This window comes from Cellvibrio mixtus subsp. mixtus J3-8 (assembly GCF_000766945.1).
Lineage (GTDB): Bacteria > Pseudomonadota > Gammaproteobacteria > Pseudomonadales > Cellvibrionaceae > Cellvibrio > Cellvibrio mixtus_A.
On record NZ_KN266207.1, the window covers coordinates 1,025,206 to 1,042,356 of the forward strand.

Consider the following 17,151-nt stretch of genomic DNA (forward strand, 5'->3'; position numbering starts at 1 on the left):
TCCCGATTAATTTTTTAACTTGATATTAGTAAACAAACAACGCCTGGATTAGCGCTTCAGGTTGTTGATCCAATTGTTGATAAATCATTTGCGCTTGCACAAGTGTTGAACGCTGCGAAATAAAGCGCGATGGTTTAATGCGGCGGATCATATCCCAGGTAACATCAAAGCGGCGTGCCTTATCCCAACGTCCGGATAAATCCGGTGCAATACTGCTCACCTGGCTGGTAATTATTTGCAGGCGATTGCGATGCGCCGCGCCGCCTAAATAAACCGGTGCAGATTTAACGCCATACCAACTGCCGATAACAATACGACTGTGGAATCCACTTAAGTCAATTGCAAGGTTCAATGCCTCCGGCACACCGGTTAGCTCATAAATCAGATCGGCGCCCTGCACGGCATTCAAATGCGTTTGCTGTGCGATCCGCTCGTGATCAATAAGCGGATCAAATGTGTTTGCGCCGAATTTTTCTGCATGTTCGCGGCGCAATGGCCATTTGTCGGCTACGAGCAAATCCGTTAACGGCAATTGCCCCAGCAAACTGGTGAGTAACAAGCCAACAATGCCCTGCCCTAACACCACTACACGCTCACCCAGCAACGGTTTTCCATCGTGAATAAGATTTACGGCGGTTTCCATATTCGCGAGGAACACTGCATCTTCCGCAGCAATATCAGTGGGAATAATAATTACATTTTCAATACGGCTAACAAAATGACTGGCATGAGGTTGAAATGCAAAGACATTTTTCCCCAACCAGGATTCATCGACACCAGCGCCTGACTGAATCACTTTGCCAACGCTGGCGTAGCCATATTGCAAGGGATAACCTTGTTGCTGCAAATTTTCTATCGTGGCATCCAGCGCGATTTCCGCTGGCAATTGCCCGCGATAAACCAGCATTTCTGTTCCGGCACTAATCGCCGAGCAAATCACTTCAACCAACAATTCACCGGCGGCGGGTTTGGAAATTTGTTGTTCGCGAATTTCCAATTGATGGGGACCAGTGAACCAGAGTTGTTGCGCGCTATTTTTCATTCGGCACCTTTGCGATAATCCAGTGTGCCCCAGAGAATCAAGTCATCACCGAGACGCTCACTGTGAAATGGATTTATCGCGGGCAAATCCACGCGCGCATTGATTTCCAAATCACCCACCGCTTTATAACCGCCCACAATTCGCGGAACGAGTGTGATTACAACCGCGTCCACCAATTGCGCTTTCAAAAAAGCCGTGATGACATGGGCACCACCTTCCACCATCAAATGCCGGATGCCTTTTTCATAAAGCAGCGCCAGTGCATTTTTCAAACAGACACGGCCATCGCTACCCGGTTGCGACTGGCAAATTTCGATACCATCCTGGTTTGGCCATTCACTTTCCTGTGTGGTTAAAATCCAGCAAGGTTTTTCAGTGCATTGACGTAAGCGCGCATCACTGGGCATACGTAATTGACTGTCCAATACAATCGGTTGCGGATTACTACCGGTCCAATGCCGCACATTTAATTGCGGATCGTCACTCAACACAGTGCCGATACCGACCAAAATACCATCATGCATGCTACGCAATTGATGGGTTAAACGCAGGGATTCACTCCCGCTCAGCGCCATCGGCTCGGACGAACGCAGGGCAATACTGCCATCCAGACTCTGGGCATAGCTGAGCGTGACGAAAGGTCGATTGGCGGGAGACAGGGATTTTTGCGCACCGGTTAACCAGTGTTCGATAGTGTTATTCAGATTCATGCAGGTCACTGGAATCAGGGCCCGATAAACAGGGCCTTATATTTGTGGTCTTTATTGTGTCAGTGATGGTGATCTTAAGGCAGAATTAGCACCTGACTCAACCGCCCTGACACAACTCTCGGATTAAATGCGAACTGCACCGGCAATGATTGATTCCATAACCCCCAATAACAGCACTTTCACTCTGTATTTTGCAGTGCCCGGCAATATTAACAGCCTCACCGGCGGTTATGGGTATGACCGTGAATTAATCAAAGAGTTGAAAAGCGCTGGCATTCATGTGCAACTGTTATCACTCTCTGCTGAATTTCCTGCGCCCGGTTCCACGGCGTTAGTAGACGCAGCAACAATATTTGCCAACCTTCCGGACGGAGCGATAGTGATTGCGGATGGCCTGGCCTTTGGCGTTATGGATGAAATCGCCACACGCGAATCGCAGCGATTAACTCTTGTTGCTTTGTGCCATCATCCCCTGGCGCTGGAAACCGGTATTAGCGCGAAGCAATCAAATGCATTAAAAATTTCCGAAACCCGCGCACTGGCCGCAGCAAAAGCGGTAATTGTTACCAGTGCCATGACGGGCAGAATTATTGCGCGTGATTTTGCAGTTGCTCCGGAAAAAATTATTCTTGCCTGTCCGGGGACCCGGGCACAAGTGTTTGCGCCGGGCAATCATCCCATCCCGCAATTACTCACGGTCGCTACGCTGACAAAACGTAAAGGCCACGATGTATTAATCAATGCGCTTGCACGAATCGCGCATTTACACTGGCATGCACGGTTTGTTGGCGGAGCGGGATTTGATCCGTTGTGGGTTGCGCATCTACAACAGTTGGTGCAACAACATAATCTCGAGCAACGTATTACCTTCGTCGGCAATGTTGACGATATTTCCATTGAGTTTTCCAATGCTGACGCATTTGTATTACCTTCACATTTTGAAGGCTACGGAATGGCCTTCGCCGAAGCGCTCTCGTTTGGATTGCCGGTTATCGCCACCAACGCAGGTGCTGTACCGGATCTTGTTCCAGCGAATGCAGGAATTTTAATTTCACCGGGTGATGTTGATGCTTTAACAAAAGCACTTGAACAATTACTGACAAATCCTGATTATCGCCAGCAACTGCAAGCAGGCGCGCAACAGGCTGCAACCACACTGCCCACCTGGGCAGATTGTGCAAATAGTATTATCGATTTAATTATTCGTTTGAGGAATGTATGAGTAGCTTTTCCATCGCCTGGCTGGATTTACGTGAACCCGCCGATTTTTCTGCGCGCGATAAATCATTGGTAAATCATGCGCTGAATTGGCTCGGACAAAAAGAAGATCCCATTTCACCAGACCGTATATTGGTTGATCTGGGCTCGGGCACCGGTTCAACGTTGCGTGCACTCACCAAACTCGGCGCCAGTAATTTTGTATGGCGCCTGGTGGATCTGGATGGAAAATTATTGGATGAAGCGCTTAAACGCCATGGCAAGCAATTATTGATTGAAGATTATCAAGCCGATTTAACGGTCGTAAATGAATTGCCCTTGACCGGCGCCAATATTGTTACTGCATCCGCATTATTTGATTTGGCCTCGCGCGAATTTTGCGATGCATTAATTGCGCGTATCGATTCACGCAAAACAGCTATTTATGCGGCACTCAATTACGATGGAACTACACAGTGGTCGCCACAACATCCGTTGGATGAAGCGGTATTAGCGGCATTTAATAAAGACCAGTTACGCGATAAGGGCTTCGGCCCTGCCCTTGGCCCGGCAGCGACGGCGTATTTAAAAACACAACTGGAAAACGCAGGTTATACAGTACAAATCGCCGCCAGCCCATGGCAACTACATGGCCAGCAACAGCAACTGGTTGAAGCGTTAATTGATGGAGTAGCCAATGCCGTCGCGCACGATTACGGTATCGATCAAAACGCGTTAGACGAATGGAAACAATTCCGTTTGCAACATGCCGCTACCGGAAACTGCACTATCGGCCATTGGGATTTATTAGCGCTACCGGCGACCAAATCCTGATTAACAGGCTAATGAATTACAATCAGGGTGCGGAAAACGTAGTAATAAAACGCTCACGCACCTGATCCATTGTCCATACCGGACCTGTATCAGCCGGGATCATTCCCTCTGCCCAATTCCAGCCGGCAATAGCATCAAGGATGTTGGGATCGCGCGCAAAAAAATGCACGGGTACATCGCGATTATCACTGTCGCCGGTTACCAGGGGCGCTGGCTGATGATCGCCAAATGCCATTACTACCAAATTCTCATCACCGTACTTCAGCACATAATCAACCACGGTCTGCAAGGTATATTCAATAGATAAACGGAATTGTAAACGAATGCGTTCAGGATTTTTCCACACTGTTTCCGGGCTATCGCCACGCGTGGCTTGCTCGTTAAAAATTTCGCCGTTACCAACCAGATTCCAATCCACTAATTCCGGCACCGGCGTCCAGGGCGCGTGGGAGGAAATCAATGCAATTTCTGCCATTACCGGCGAACGATTTTCAGGCCGCAATTCATGACGTTGAAATGCCGCTAACGTAAATTGATCCGGCATGGTAATCCAGTTAAATGGTTTGCCCTCATAGCCAAGGTTGTAAGCGTGATAAATATGGTCGTAACCATAATAATTACCCTCCGGCCACGCCAGGGTTATGGCTGGCATCACACCAACCGCGCGCCAACCGGCGCGATGAAATAAGCGGTTTAACGATTCGCGCTTGCTCATCACCAATGAATCGTAACGAACTTGCGAATTTACCCATAAACCGGACATGGCAGTGCCGTGGGCTAACCAGCTTAATCCACCCACTGTTGGCGATGTAAAATACGCGCTACGCACACCGATTCCAGCCGCTTGCAATTGTTCAGCTTGCGCTTGCAGTAACGGCCGAATGTGTTCAGAAAATTCCGGTTTATCCAGCGCTGTACGCCCGTACGACTCCATAAAAATAATCAATACATCTTTGCCCTGCAGCGTTTGAAATAAACCTTGATCAGGTATTTTTGCCTCATCACTTTGTGCCAGCAGTTGCTCGAAATCCTTCATGTCGTTAATGCTATTGCGAGTATTGGTAACATGCATTGCAAGCTGGTCATAAAATTGTGTGGATAAGCGCGGTGAACCTGCCCACCACAATGCGCCCCAGATACACACTAATACCAGCAGCGAAATCACACCGGCTTTTGGCTGGATTGTCAGGAGTTTACGTACGCGTTCCATTAATAAAAATGCCAGTACAATAATGGCCAGTGAAACCACAACCAGCATTGCAACAATCAACACTGCCGCAAACTTTCCCACCGCACCATTTAATAAATCCTTGCCATTCACCAACAAATAAGCATCAAAGATAGGGTTAAACGGACGCGCAAAAATATTGAAGGTTGCCATATCGGCAATTTTGAAAATCAATCCTACAGCAAGCAAGCTCGCCGCTAACCAACGCAAGACTTTCCCCACTGATCCGGGGATCAGCAATAACAGGCCCAATAGTAAAAATTCGAGGGGAAAACGAAAAAAGCTATCAAGGTAAATATCCGATAAACGATTGGGAATAACCAATACAACGAATATCACAAGCAGAGCAATAACATTACGGAAGAACGAGAATATTTTTCGGGTCATTATTGTTGTCAAATTGCTAGCGGGTTAACTACTTAGTCACGGGTATACCAATCATCGCGATAGGTTTTTACCAGCTCGGGATAAAATACGGTCATTACAGTGGCGAGGATACCGTTAAGGAAACCTTCGGGAAAGGTGAGCAAGACAAATATCCAGAAATGTTCACGCACCGCCTCAAGCTGGATTTCACTGCCAGTAATGTAAAACAACAACCACGAGCACGCACCAATTAGCGAACAACTGATCATTGCGCCAAAAAAACCCACGCCCCAAAAGTAGGTAAACGGGTTTTTAAACTTCCAATGATCAACCAGCCAGATCATTAACCAGGCCCAACTCGCCGGCACTAATACACTTAAAACAAAATCCACGGGAAATGTGCGCAAATCAAATTGCGCCAGCGCCATATCCCAATCCATATTGGCAGTGCGCAATGGCAATTGGAAAATCTCCAGAACGACAAGCGCCCCGCCACCAATCAATAAAGCAAAACTCCATCCGAAAACCATAGTGGTAACAATCATCATCAACGGATGTATGGCAATTGCGCTCCATACCGAAACCTGTAATAACCAGATAATCGCCAATCCTAATATCGCCGCAAAAAAAGCGTGTTGGCGCAGTGACTCTGTCAATAGCATACGCCAGGGAGCCGTGATCGCCGCGATAAGTAATGCCGGGCTGGCAATGGCACAACTGGTCCAGAACAAGTTGGCGCCGGGAGCGAAAAGCAGGTTCATGCGGGATTACACGTGTGCTTCCTGGTGACCTTGCGCCTGCAAGGTGGCGCGAATTTTTTCGGCAGTTTGTTTGAGTACATCACCATCAGCATTTTTGGCGTGATCAAAACTTAAGTCGCCCATATGATCCACTGGCACGATATGAAGATGCGTATGAGGAACTTCCAAACCGGCAATCATTAAACCTACACGTTTTGCGGGATAAGCCACTTTCAACGCATTGGCAATTTTATGGCTGACTTGCATCAGGTGCGCAGCAAGATCCAGGGGCAAATCATTCCAGTGATCAATTTCCTCACGCGGGATTACCAATACGTGCCCCTGACGAATAGGTTGGATAGTCAGTATTGCGATTGCCTTGTCATCCTTCCAGACAAAATTGCCGGGAATTTTGCCTTCCATAATCAGGGTAAATACGCTTGCCATAAAAACTCCTTACAAAATTGGATAAATAAAATTAATAAACGGCAATGCCACGCCGCAGTAATTCACGCGCAAGCATTTCGTCAATTTGATGAATGGTTTCATTGTGGAATTCGATATAGGCGACTTTATGTTTTTTATAAAGCTGTTGCTTTTCAAGTTCGCCGCTGATTACGGCCGCACGATTTTTTTCCTGCGCCAGTTGATCAGCCCAACACTCAATGCATAAATCTGCTTCCGGTAGATAAAAATCGGCAATCGCCGATTCCGTATCCCACATTAATAAATAATCGCGCGCATGAACGATGCGCGCCAGATACAACCAGTTATTGATCCGGCGCTGCACTGCGTTGTTTACGCGGTGGCCATCCAGCGCCGGTTGCCCATCCAAACCGGGATCGCCCTTAACTTGCAATAATGAAGCGATCAATTCCGCTTCATCCACAATCGTTTCAGGCCAGGTGACAAATGGAATCCCGGATTCAGCCTCCTGCTGTTGCCCGCCCAATGATTTACCTTTGGCGCTTAACAGCCAGCCGCGGATATGTTTTTTAATCAGGCCTTTTTCGGCGAGCAATAAATTCACCAGGCGCGCGGGAATATCCCATTTATGCGCAAGATTTGTCGCACTGAGTGGCGCCTCAGGTAAAAGTTTTAATAATGGATGGTGCTGGATGGATTCAGGCCAGGCGATATATTCGCCGTATTTGGGATGATTCACATAAACCCCACCCTCGAATTTTCCTTTTTCGGTGAGCTGCCAATGATTATCCACTTTGACTATCCAGCCACCGGAGGTCAGCAGAATAAATAGCTCCTTGCTCTCTTTACCCAGCAAGCGCGCTAAAGCAGTTGTGGAAATGTGTTTTTCTGCCATCATGCCGATCCTGAATTAAGTTTGGCCATTCTACTGCCTTAGAGAGATTTATGCCTATTTGGGTTGATGGTGACGCCTGCCCTAAAGTCGTCAAGGAAATTTTGTTCCGCGCCGCGCACCAGCGGCAAATTCCGCTCACGTTAGTGGCCAATCAATATATTGCGGTGCCCGCTTCACCTTTTATCAAGAGCTTGCAAGTCAGTAGCGGCTTTGATGTGGCGGATAACTACATCGTCGACTCACTGCAACCCGATGATTTGGTGATCACTGCGGATATTCCGCTCGCTGCCGATGCATTAGCCAAAGGTGCTGCCGTCATCAACCCGCGCGGGCAAGAATATACCCGTGAAAATATTGGCGCGCGCCTGAATATGCGCGATTTTATGGAGACCATGCGTGCCAGCGGCACAATATTGAACGATGGCCCGCTACCCTTCAGCCAGCAAGATCGCCAGTCATTTGCCAATGCATTGGACCGCTGGATTGCCCGCACCATTGCAGCAAAGCGCAAAATTTAACTGGCATCCCGGCGTGCAAGCCCCTATACTTCGCGCACTTTCAGTGACCCCCTTCCTTGATCGTGAATGTCTTGCCGGGGTAATGCTGAACAGACTGGATGTCTGAGGGCTGCCGGACCATTTGCTGGACTTCTGAATACTGGATTTCCAACCACCTGGTAGATATTGACGCTGATCGATTCTGTTTATCAAATCACTTCAGCCTGCCCCATAGTATGCAATCGGTTATATGAATTGGAGTTTGTGGATTGCATAAGTGTCTGCTTTGCAGATGACGCGGGAATTCGTTGATTAAATCGCCTTTTACGGTTGCAATCGTGCCCTGGCTCTCCGAGTTATTTTCACGCGCTGCCGAACCTTGTATGTAGTTCATACGCTTAGCGATCAATCATCGCCCCCACTTTATTGTGTTTGCCCATTCACGTTTGCTTTTTTTGGCAATTTTTCGCAAACACCTATTAAAAAACCAATAAAAATCACATCGTAAAAAGACAAGATGCAGCACTGCTGTTATCTCGTAGTTTTTTGCGTGCGATTTTTATGTTTAAACACAGGTTATTACATGTCTGAACCCATTTTGTTTTCCGATTTAGCCCTCTCTGAACCCGTTATGCGCGCCATCCAAAAAGTTGGCTACGAACAACCATCCCCGATCCAGGCCGCTGCTATTCCAGTACTGCTGGCAGGTGGCGATATTCTGGGTATGGCACAGACCGGCACCGGTAAAACAGCGGCATTTGCGTTGCCATTGTTGTCACGCATCGACACCAAACAAGCAGATCCACAAATTCTGGTATTGGCACCGACGCGCGAACTCGCGATCCAGGTTGCTGAAGCCTTCCAAAAATACGCCAGCGAAATCCCTGGCTTCCATGTACTGCCGATTTACGGCGGTCAGGAAATGACTACCCAATTACGGCAATTAAAGCGTGGAGCTCACGTTGTTGTTGGTACTCCCGGTCGCGTAATGGATCACTTGCGTCGCGGTAGCTTGAACCTGAACAATTTAAAAGCATTGGTACTCGACGAAGCCGACGAAATGCTGCGTATGGGCTTCATCGATGATGTTGAATGGATTTTGGAACATACGCCGAAAACCCGTCAAACCGCATTATTCTCTGCAACAATGCCGAAAGAAATCCGCAATGTCTGCAACAACTACTTAACTGATGCCAAAGAAATTAAAATCGCCAGCAGCCAATCTACCGATGCCAATATTGAGCAGGTTTACTGGATGGTGAGCGGCACCAACAAACTCGATGCACTGACCCGCATCCTGGAAGTTGAGCCGTTCGACGGCATGATTATTTTCGTGCGCACCAAAACCGCTACGGTTGAGCTTGCCGAAAAACTGGAAGCGCGCGGTTATTCTGCTTCTGCACTTAACGGTGACATGAATCAGCAATTACGTGAGCGCACTATTGAGCGGTTGAAAACCGGAAAGCTGGATATTGTTATTGCCACCGACGTTGCGGCCCGTGGTATTGACGTTGAGCGTGTAAGCCACGTTGTGAACTACGACATCCCTTACGATAGCGAAGCTTATGTTCACCGCATTGGTCGTACTGGCCGCGCTGGTCGCAGCGGTAAAGCCATTTTGTTTGTTGCCCCACGTGAAAAGCGCTTGCTTTACACCATCGAAAAGGCCACTAAAAAACCTATTACTTTGATGGAATTGCCGAGCGGTGCAACGGTGACCAAACATCGTATCGATCAATTTACCCAGCAAATCACCAATGCTTTGCAAGAGCAACCTGATCTGAGCTTCTTCAATGATTTATTGGCTGAATACAGCCACTCAAATGATGTGTCACCAGAGCAAATCGCTTCTGCCCTCGCCTTCCTGTTGCAACGCGAGCGTCCGCTGCAAGTGAAATTTACCGATGTAAAACCCGAGCGCAGCGAACGTCGCGACCGTGATGACCGCGGTGGTCGTGATCGCGATGATCGTGGCGGACGTGATCGCGGCCCGCGTGAAGATCGTCCGCGCCGTGAACGCAACGATGAAAACATGGATCGCTACCGTATTGAAGTGGGCCGCAACCATGAAGCGCGTCCCGGTGATATCGTTGGCGCTATCGCCAACGAAGCAGGAATTGAAAGCCGTTTCATTGGCCACATCAAATTGCACGATGAATTTTCTACCGTCGATTTGCCAACCGGTATTTCAAAAGACATTCTGGCCAAACTGAAAAAAGTGCGCGTGCGCAACCGCCCACTGGAAATTTCTTTGGATACCGGCCCACGTGGTGGCGATGACTTCCCTGGTCGAGGAAAACCAAAGCGTGACTTTGGCCCAAGGGATGGAGCTCCTCGCGAAGGTGGTTACAGAGATGGCGGTCGTGACAAACCACGCTTTAATGACCGTGACAATGCCAGCAAAAAATCAGGCTATCGCCCTAAAAAATTTGATTAATTAGTTAATTAAATTCTTTTGGATATTCAGTGAAAACCGCCATAGCATGAAAATGTTATGGCGGTTTTTTATTTTTCAATCACACAAACGTTTGTTGCGCCCTTACAGATCTATCAAATTGCATCACAACGACATCATTCCCGTAGTAGTTCAATTTATTGAACCCTTTTCATTGCAAAAAATATACGACACGCACCTGATGGCACAGCCCTGTTATTTGAATTTCAACGTCCCGTTCACCGCCTCATCAATTCGATCCATCACTTTTTCGCTTTCGTTTTTTCCGGCGCAGGGAATCATATACCAATTCCTTGGCTCTCCAATTTTAGTCGCAGGTGAACTCAAGCAACTGCCGCTTGCAGACACAACAATAGTCGCCCCTGAAGGGTCTATGTAAGTTTCCAATCCCCTGTCTTCCACGCGTGCAAGCACAGGCTTATTTGCCTCGTCCGTTAATTGTTTACGCAAGCCCGGATGAAAAACATTTTTAGCAATATCCGCGGAATTATTTTGCGACGGAAAATCATCACCACCCAAAAGCTCTCTTAACTCCTGTGGCGAAAGAGGTTCTGCTTGCATAGTTATTTCTGGCAGCGGATGCAGGGTGATTGCCGATGATTTAAAATCGACAAAAGGCGACTCTATTTGCGACACAACTGGCTCTTCCAGTGTGGGAAGCTCGACATATCGTAGATGAGGCTCGATGGGATCCGAGGGAAATAATGTTTTGCTTTCAATAGCCACCCGGAAAACCAATAAGTGAAGCAAAAGCGTGATAGCAATTGCTATTGGCCGTGGTGAATTGAGATAAGTTTTAGTAAAAGAAAAAAACCGGCCATAACCGGCCGGCTCTTTAATTTCAGAAGATATAGCTAACATACTTGTAGTGCCATTGTAAAAAGTTCTTACTAGACACAATGGCAAAGAAAAAGTTCGAGGCTCGCGTTATATTTACATCACCTGAACCGCAAGAGAAGTATCACTCATCAAACATTTGAATCATATAGCCATCTTTTATGGCTTCAGCCATGGCTTTGTCCGCAGCAATTACCCGTGGATCACTGGTTAAATTACTCGGCACCAGCTTGCGATTTTCAATATCAATTTCAGTGAAACCGGCGCGCATTAAATAAAGTTTACATAAGTGTTCCGCACCAAATAGATCCTTGAAATTAATGTACACAATAAAGGGCACCATTTGCCCCTCTTTAATATCATCAAATGCTTTCTTGGCACGGCCATTGGCAGAGAATATATACATAATATTTGCCTTTTTATTGGATTAAATTGTCATCACTACACGCAATGCATCCAGACGAATGCTTGCCTGCCCCAGGAAATGCTGGCTGGCGGCCAAACGTTGCTGCAAGTAATCAATCTCTTCCTGGCGCACATTTGGATTAACCGCCTTCAAGGCCTTCATACGCGATAATTCGCCATTGAGTTGCTCAGTGACTTTGGCAGTGGCTTCGGCAATTAATTCCGCTTGTTTTGCTGCTGTAATATCTTCTGCTTTTTGCACCATGGTGGTTAAGGTCGGGCGCGCATGGCGCACCAGATCCTGTGCATTATTACGCGGTACTTTTTGTAATAGTTTACTAAGCTGGCTAATACCTAATACGGCAGACAAGTCTTTCCCTTTATCATCCAGCAATACACGCAATAAAGATTGTGGCATATAACGGAACAACTGCAACTCAGCGGGAGCCGGACAATGCAATACAAACAGCGCCTCCAACATTAATGTTCCCGGCTTCAACGGTGGCAACTTCAACGTACATAATGCGGTATTACCAAACTCGCTGAGGGAAATTAAATCCTGTGCACCAACAACCAACGGATGCTCCCATGAAAGAAATTGAATATCCTCACGCGATAATGCTTGCTGGCGATCATAGGTAATCGTTAAACCGCTTTCCGGCAAACCGGGAAACTCTGCGACCCGCATATGATCGCTGGGGTGTAACACCAAACTTTTTTCACTGTGTTTTTCATAGTCGATACCAAAGCTATCAAACACTTGCTCCATGTAATTTGGCAACGCAGCGTTCGCGTCGTTTTCTGCCAACTTATCAACCAATGCCTGCGCCTGCTCGGGCTTGCAGGAATTTAACTCAAGCAAGCGATCGCGCCCCTGCTGTAATTGTTCTACCAAATTACTGGCAAATGCATTAGTTTCTCCAGTGAGTTTTGCAAACGCAACCTCGTCATTGTTTATCAATGCAGGCAACAATTTTTCCGCAAACTGAACATATACTGCTTGACCAATTGCACAGGTTTTTTCAAATGCGTTCAACCCCTGGTGATACCAGTTCAACATTTTTTCCTGTGCAGAATGCTGATAGAAAGGCACATGAACATTCACAGTAGCAGTTTGGCCGATACGATCCAGACGACCAATACGCTGCTCCAATAAATCAGGGTTGGTAGGCAAGTCAAAGAGCACCAGATCTTGTGCGAATTGGAAGTTGCGGCCTTCACTGCCGATCTCCGAACACACCAATACCTGTGCACCATCTTCTGCTTCCGCAAAGTAAGCCGCTGCACGATCGCGCTCAATCAGGCTCAAACCTTCATGGAATACTGCGGTAGTAAAACCTTTGCGCAGGCGCAAGAACTCTTCAATTGATTGCGCTGAATCAGCACTCGCACAAATCACTACCGTTTTTTTACGGCGATGCTGACGCAACCATTCAGCCAACCAGGTTACACGCGGATCTTGCAACCACCAATCGCTATCTGTTTTTTGTTGCCAGAATTGTTCTGCACAAATTTGTACTGCGAGAGGTTGGGTTTGTAGTGCTTGAGTATCTTCATCAGAAAGTGTCAATGAATGCGCATGTAATTTACGATCAGGGAAACCTGCCACCGAGTTGCGGGTATTACGGAATAGAACGCGGCCAGTACCGTGGCGATCCAGCAAATAATGCACAGCAGTGTCCAGCGCAACAGCAAGGCTTTGGCTTTCTGCTTGTGCTTGCAACTCGTTAAGCGTTTCTTTCGGCAAATAATCTGCCAATGCTTTTAATAACGTCGTTGGAATCGTTACGGCGGTGTCTTGCTGTTGTTGCAACAATTCCTGCACCAACTCGTTTAAGGGCTGATAGGCTTTTTGTTCAGCGATAAATGTTTCCAAATCGTAATAGCGATCCGGATCAAGCAAGCGCAAACGTGCAAAGTGGCTTTCCAGTCCGAGTTGTTCAGGTGTTGCTGTCAACAACAATAATCCCTTGGATTTTTTTGCCAGTCCTTCGATGCAATTGTAAGCCTTGCTTGGTTTTTTCTCTGACCATTGCAAATGATGCGCTTCGTCTACCAATAATAAATCCCACTCAGCTTGTACAGCCTGTTCATAGCGATAATTATTCCTGGTGAGAAAATCCAATGAGCAAATAATCAATTGCGCCGTTTCAAAAGGATTGCTTGTGTCTGCAGATTTTTCGGTGTCATCTTCAAAATCGTCAACATAATCGATGGATTCTTCAACGCTATCCAAACCTACCAATGCATTGCAACGCGCTTCATCCAATAGAGTAAATGCCAAATTAAAACGACGCAGCATTTCTACCAGCCATTGGTGCTGCAAACTCGCCGGGACGACAATCAATGCACGCTGCACACGGCCACTCATTAATTGCTGGTGTAATACCAAACCGGCCTCAATGGTTTTTCCCAAACCGACTTCATCAGCAAGTAAAACGCGCGGTGCATGGCGCCGGGATACTTCACTGGCGATATATAACTGGTGCGGCAACAATTGCACACGCGGGCCAGCCAAACCAAATATCGGCGATTGGCGATGCTGGTTTTGATAATGCAGCGTCTGGTAACGCAGCGTGAAATGGTCGTGCTTATCAATTTGACCGGCAAACAAGCGGTCACGTGGAGTGCTGAACTGCACAAAACTATCGAGTTCAAATTCGGGAATAGAAAGTGTTTCATTGTCTTTAGTGAGACCGATATACAACAGGCAACCAGCCTGCTCTATCACTTCCGTAATAACAACCTTAGTGCCATCCTGATGACGCACCTTCTCACCCACTTCGTATTTAACACGGCTCACCGGGGCATTATCCATCGCATAGGTGCGGCGCTCGCCAGCTGCCGGAAAACTCAGGGTTAAGCGGCGGTTGGATACATCCAGTACGATACCCAACCCCAAATCCGCTTCCGATTCACTTATCCAGCGTTGTCCAATTACAAAACCATCAGCTAACTGCGACTTTCTCACTCATGCACCTATTTATTAATGCCCACTTGGTTGGGAAAAATCAAAATTGTCGAAAAGGCGCGCATGATACTGTTTAACGGCCACAAAACCAAAAATTTTGGCTGTTTGCTTGCATGGTTTTCTATAAAATCCCGTCATACTTGTCCCGAATTTGGTAGATCCCATGCATATCAATACTCCTACTGCCGCTAGCACCCAACAACTCCAGCAACTGGTTGCGAAATCGCCATTTTTAACATTAACAAATAGCAGGGAAGTTTATCCTGATGCACCGGGCACCGGCCTTCCCTTGCTGACCGTTGAAACCTCACTTTGCTCCGCTGTGATCTCTCTGCAAGGTGCGCACCTGTTGGAATTCAAAACGGTTAATGGAGACCCGTTGCTCTGGTTAAGCCCTAATTGCGATTTCACTCCCGGTACAGCCTTGCGCGGTGGAGTGCCATTATGTTTACCCTGGTTTGGCGTTAACCAGGCAGACCCGGCAAAACCCAAACATGGTTTTGCGCGCAATCAGTTTTGGGAATTTAGTGGTGCACGCGAACAAGCAGATGGTAGTGTTGAATTAGAGTTCTTATACCAAAGTGACGCCAATGATTTATTTGCTCATGATTTTTCTGCAGAAGTTCGCATGACATTAGCCAATAGCGCAAAAATTGAATTAACTATTAACAATACCGACACCGCAGACTTTGATTGCAGTTGGGCAATGCATAATTACCACCGCATCAGTTCATTAACGGATGTACGGGTTGAAGGTTTATCGGGTAGAAATTATTTCGATAATTTTGAAAATTACGCTGTGAAAAGCCAATCCGGTAATGTGAATTTTCCAGGACCGGTTGACCGCGTTTATCCGGCAATTGAAAATCCAGTTATCATCAAGGGATCACCTTCCATTGAAATCACGCACCATAATTGCCCCAGTGTTGTCGTGTGGAATCCAGGCACTGAAGCAGCCGCTAAAATTGCGGACATAGGCGCAGGCAATGAGCAGTTTTATATTTGTGTGGAGCGCGGGGCGGTGCTGGGAGAAAAATGGCACTTACCCGCAGGGACACGATTAAGCGCATGGATGGAGTTCAAACAAATTTAATCTGCCGCGAACGATTATTTAACCTGATTGTCTAGCAATATAGATATCAAAAATTACACCAGGAGATAAATTATGGACGTACAAGTTGGCGGATTTTTTGGTTTTATTCTGTTGGTCTGCGTCATTTACGCAATTGTTAAAACGGTTCAAAGCAGTGCGAGCACAGGGACAAAAGTTGTCTGGACGCTAGTGCTACTGTTACTTCCATTGTTAGGATTTATTTTATGGCTGATATTCGGCCCCAAGTGATGTAATTTATTTTGAATAAAAAAAGGGAGCAAGTGCTCCCTTTTTTTATTGCGCAACGAAAATTACGCTGGCAACAATTCTTTCACTGCATCACGCTCTTCTTGCAATTCTTTTTCAGTTGCAGTCATACGTGCGCGTGAGAATTCATTAATCTCAACACCTTGAACGATTTCCCAATCACCGTTTTTGCACACAACCGGGAATGAATAGATCAAACCTTTTTCGATGCCGTAAGAACCATCGCTGTACACACCCATGCTCACCCAATCGTTCGCTGGAGTGCCCAGAGCCCAATCGCGGATGTGGTTGATTGCAGCGTTAGCCGCAGACGCAGCAGATGAAGCACCACGAGCAGCGATAATTGCAGCACCGCGTTGCTGTACGGTTGGGATGTAATCGCCTTCGTACCATGCCTGGTCAACCAGGCTCAGGGCTGGCTTGCCATCAACCAACGTGTTGTGCAGGTCTGGATATTGGGTAGAAGAGTGGTTGCCCCAGATCAGTGCCTTGGTGATGTTGTTGATGCTGGTACCGGTTTTGGTGGCCAGTTGTGACAACGCGCGGTTGTGGTCCAGGCGGGTCATCGCAGTGAATTGGCGTGGGTTGATGTCCGGGGCGTTGCGTTGTGCGATCAATGCGTTGGTGTTTGCCGGGTTGCCCACTACCAACACTTTGATGTTGCGTGAAGCGTGGTCGTTGATTGCTTTACCTTGTACCGAGAAAATCGCGGCGTTAGCAGCCAGCAGGTCTTTACGCTCCATACCCGGGCCACGTGGGCGCGCACCAACCAGCAAGGCGTAATCGGTATCCTTGAAGGCAACAGCCGGGTCATCAGTAGTCACAATGCCAGCCAACAATGGGAATGCGCAATCGTCCAATTCCATCGCCACGCCTTGCAGCGCTTTCAGGGCCGGGGTGATTTCCAGCAATTGCAGGATTACTGGTTGGTCTTTACCCAACATGTCGCCAGCAGCAATGCGGAACAACAATGAGTAGCTGATTTGGCCAGCGGCGCCAGTGACGGTAACTCTTACAGGTGCTTTCACGATGAGACTCCATTTATTCGGGTGATATTGGAAAGGAAACGAAAGTTCGGCATTGTGTGCCAGGATTTGTTACATAGGACGGGTGGGCATTATAGGCATTTGCCTGAAAAATTCACCCCAAGAATGACAGTAAATACCCTTGGGGATGAATTAATTGAGA

The 17,151-nt window shown here is 47.3% G+C and carries 16 protein-coding genes; 6 read left to right on the forward strand and 10 right to left on the reverse strand.

From position 1 onward, the window contains the following. Positions 1–25 precede the first annotated feature (25 nt). The gene (locus tag A596_RS09335) at positions 26–1,042 is read right to left on the reverse strand and encodes a zinc-dependent alcohol dehydrogenase (RefSeq protein WP_039913898.1); all 1,017 of its coding nucleotides are present in this window, start codon (positions 1,040–1,042) and stop codon (positions 26–28) included. Continuing rightward, entirely contained in the window at positions 1,039–1,752 is a 714-nt protein-coding gene (locus A596_RS09340) for a RibD family protein (RefSeq protein ID WP_039913899.1), read from the reverse strand. The genes A596_RS09335 and A596_RS09340 overlap by 4 nt, the downstream gene beginning before the upstream one ends. A 145-nt stretch (positions 1,753–1,897) precedes the next feature. Here A596_RS09340 and A596_RS09345 point away from each other — a divergent pair, with 145 nt between their 5' ends. Both A596_RS09345 and A596_RS09350 read left to right on the forward strand, forming a co-directional pair. Beyond that, positions 1,898–2,974: a glycosyltransferase family 4 protein gene (locus A596_RS09345; RefSeq protein ID WP_160280117.1), complete on the forward strand. Its 1,077-nt coding sequence runs from the start codon at positions 1,898–1,900 to the stop codon at positions 2,972–2,974. Beyond that, entirely contained in the window at positions 2,971–3,783 is an 813-nt protein-coding gene (locus tag A596_RS09350) for a class I SAM-dependent methyltransferase (RefSeq protein ID WP_039913902.1), read from the forward strand. The genes A596_RS09345 and A596_RS09350 overlap by 4 nt, the downstream gene beginning before the upstream one ends. 22 nt (positions 3,784–3,805) lie before the next feature. On the opposite strand, the gene A596_RS09355 is transcribed toward A596_RS09350, so the two are convergent. From A596_RS09355 to A596_RS09370, 4 genes are read right to left on the reverse strand one after another with little or no spacing between them, the layout of a single operon-like run. Continuing rightward, a complete protein-coding gene (locus A596_RS09355) occupies positions 3,806–5,398 on the reverse strand; it encodes an LTA synthase family protein (protein ID WP_039913903.1) in 1,593 nt (530 codons plus the stop codon). A gap of 32 nt (positions 5,399–5,430) precedes the next feature. Beyond that, entirely contained in the window at positions 5,431–6,138 is a 708-nt protein-coding gene (locus A596_RS09360; protein WP_039913904.1) for a hypothetical protein, read from the reverse strand. Between the two features lie 6 nt (positions 6,139–6,144). Continuing rightward, positions 6,145–6,564 carry an HIT family protein gene (locus tag A596_RS09365; protein WP_039913907.1) on the reverse strand — a complete coding sequence of 140 codons (420 nt, stop codon included), beginning with the start codon at positions 6,562–6,564 and terminating at the stop codon, positions 6,145–6,147. A gap of 31 nt (positions 6,565–6,595) precedes the next feature. Continuing rightward, positions 6,596–7,438, reverse strand: a complete 843-nt coding sequence (locus A596_RS09370; RefSeq protein ID WP_039913909.1) for a hypothetical protein — start codon at positions 7,436–7,438, stop codon at positions 6,596–6,598. Between the two features lie 50 nt (positions 7,439–7,488). Between A596_RS09370 and A596_RS09375 the strand changes: the two genes are divergently transcribed. Further along, positions 7,489–7,956: a YaiI/YqxD family protein gene (locus tag A596_RS09375; RefSeq protein ID WP_039913911.1), complete on the forward strand. Its 468-nt coding sequence runs from the start codon at positions 7,489–7,491 to the stop codon at positions 7,954–7,956. Positions 7,957–8,518: 562 nt separating this feature from the next. Beyond that, positions 8,519–10,372, forward strand: coding sequence for a DEAD/DEAH box helicase (locus A596_RS09380; RefSeq protein WP_039913918.1), 1,854 nt, complete (start codon positions 8,519–8,521; stop codon positions 10,370–10,372). Between the two features lie 213 nt (positions 10,373–10,585). Here the strand turns inward: A596_RS09380 and A596_RS09385 are convergent, their stop codons facing one another. The 3 genes from A596_RS09385 to rapA form a co-directional block, all read right to left on the reverse strand. Next, complete coding sequence (locus A596_RS09385) at positions 10,586–11,251, reverse strand: hypothetical protein (RefSeq protein ID WP_039913919.1); 666 nt, start codon at positions 11,249–11,251, stop codon at positions 10,586–10,588. A gap of 100 nt (positions 11,252–11,351) precedes the next feature. After that, positions 11,352–11,633, reverse strand: a complete 282-nt coding sequence (locus tag A596_RS09390) for a hypothetical protein (protein ID WP_039913920.1) — start codon at positions 11,631–11,633, stop codon at positions 11,352–11,354. 21 nt (positions 11,634–11,654) lie between these two features. Beyond that, positions 11,655–14,603, reverse strand: coding sequence for an RNA polymerase-associated protein RapA (rapA, locus tag A596_RS09395; protein ID WP_039913921.1), 2,949 nt, complete (start codon positions 14,601–14,603; stop codon positions 11,655–11,657). A 163-nt stretch (positions 14,604–14,766) separates the two neighbouring features. Here rapA and A596_RS09400 point away from each other — a divergent pair, with 163 nt between their 5' ends. Together A596_RS09400 and A596_RS22660 are read left to right on the forward strand one after the other, a co-directional pair. Beyond that, positions 14,767–15,696: a D-hexose-6-phosphate mutarotase gene (locus tag A596_RS09400; protein WP_039913924.1), complete on the forward strand. Its 930-nt coding sequence runs from the start codon at positions 14,767–14,769 to the stop codon at positions 15,694–15,696. A 72-nt stretch (positions 15,697–15,768) separates the two neighbouring features. Next, positions 15,769–15,945: a PLDc N-terminal domain-containing protein gene (locus A596_RS22660; RefSeq protein WP_084128178.1), complete on the forward strand. Its 177-nt coding sequence runs from the start codon at positions 15,769–15,771 to the stop codon at positions 15,943–15,945. 62 nt (positions 15,946–16,007) lie between these two features. On the opposite strand, the gene A596_RS09405 is transcribed toward A596_RS22660, so the two are convergent. Continuing rightward, positions 16,008–16,991, reverse strand: a complete 984-nt coding sequence (locus A596_RS09405; protein ID WP_039913925.1) for a malate dehydrogenase — start codon at positions 16,989–16,991, stop codon at positions 16,008–16,010. Between the last annotated feature and the right edge of the window lie 160 nt (positions 16,992–17,151).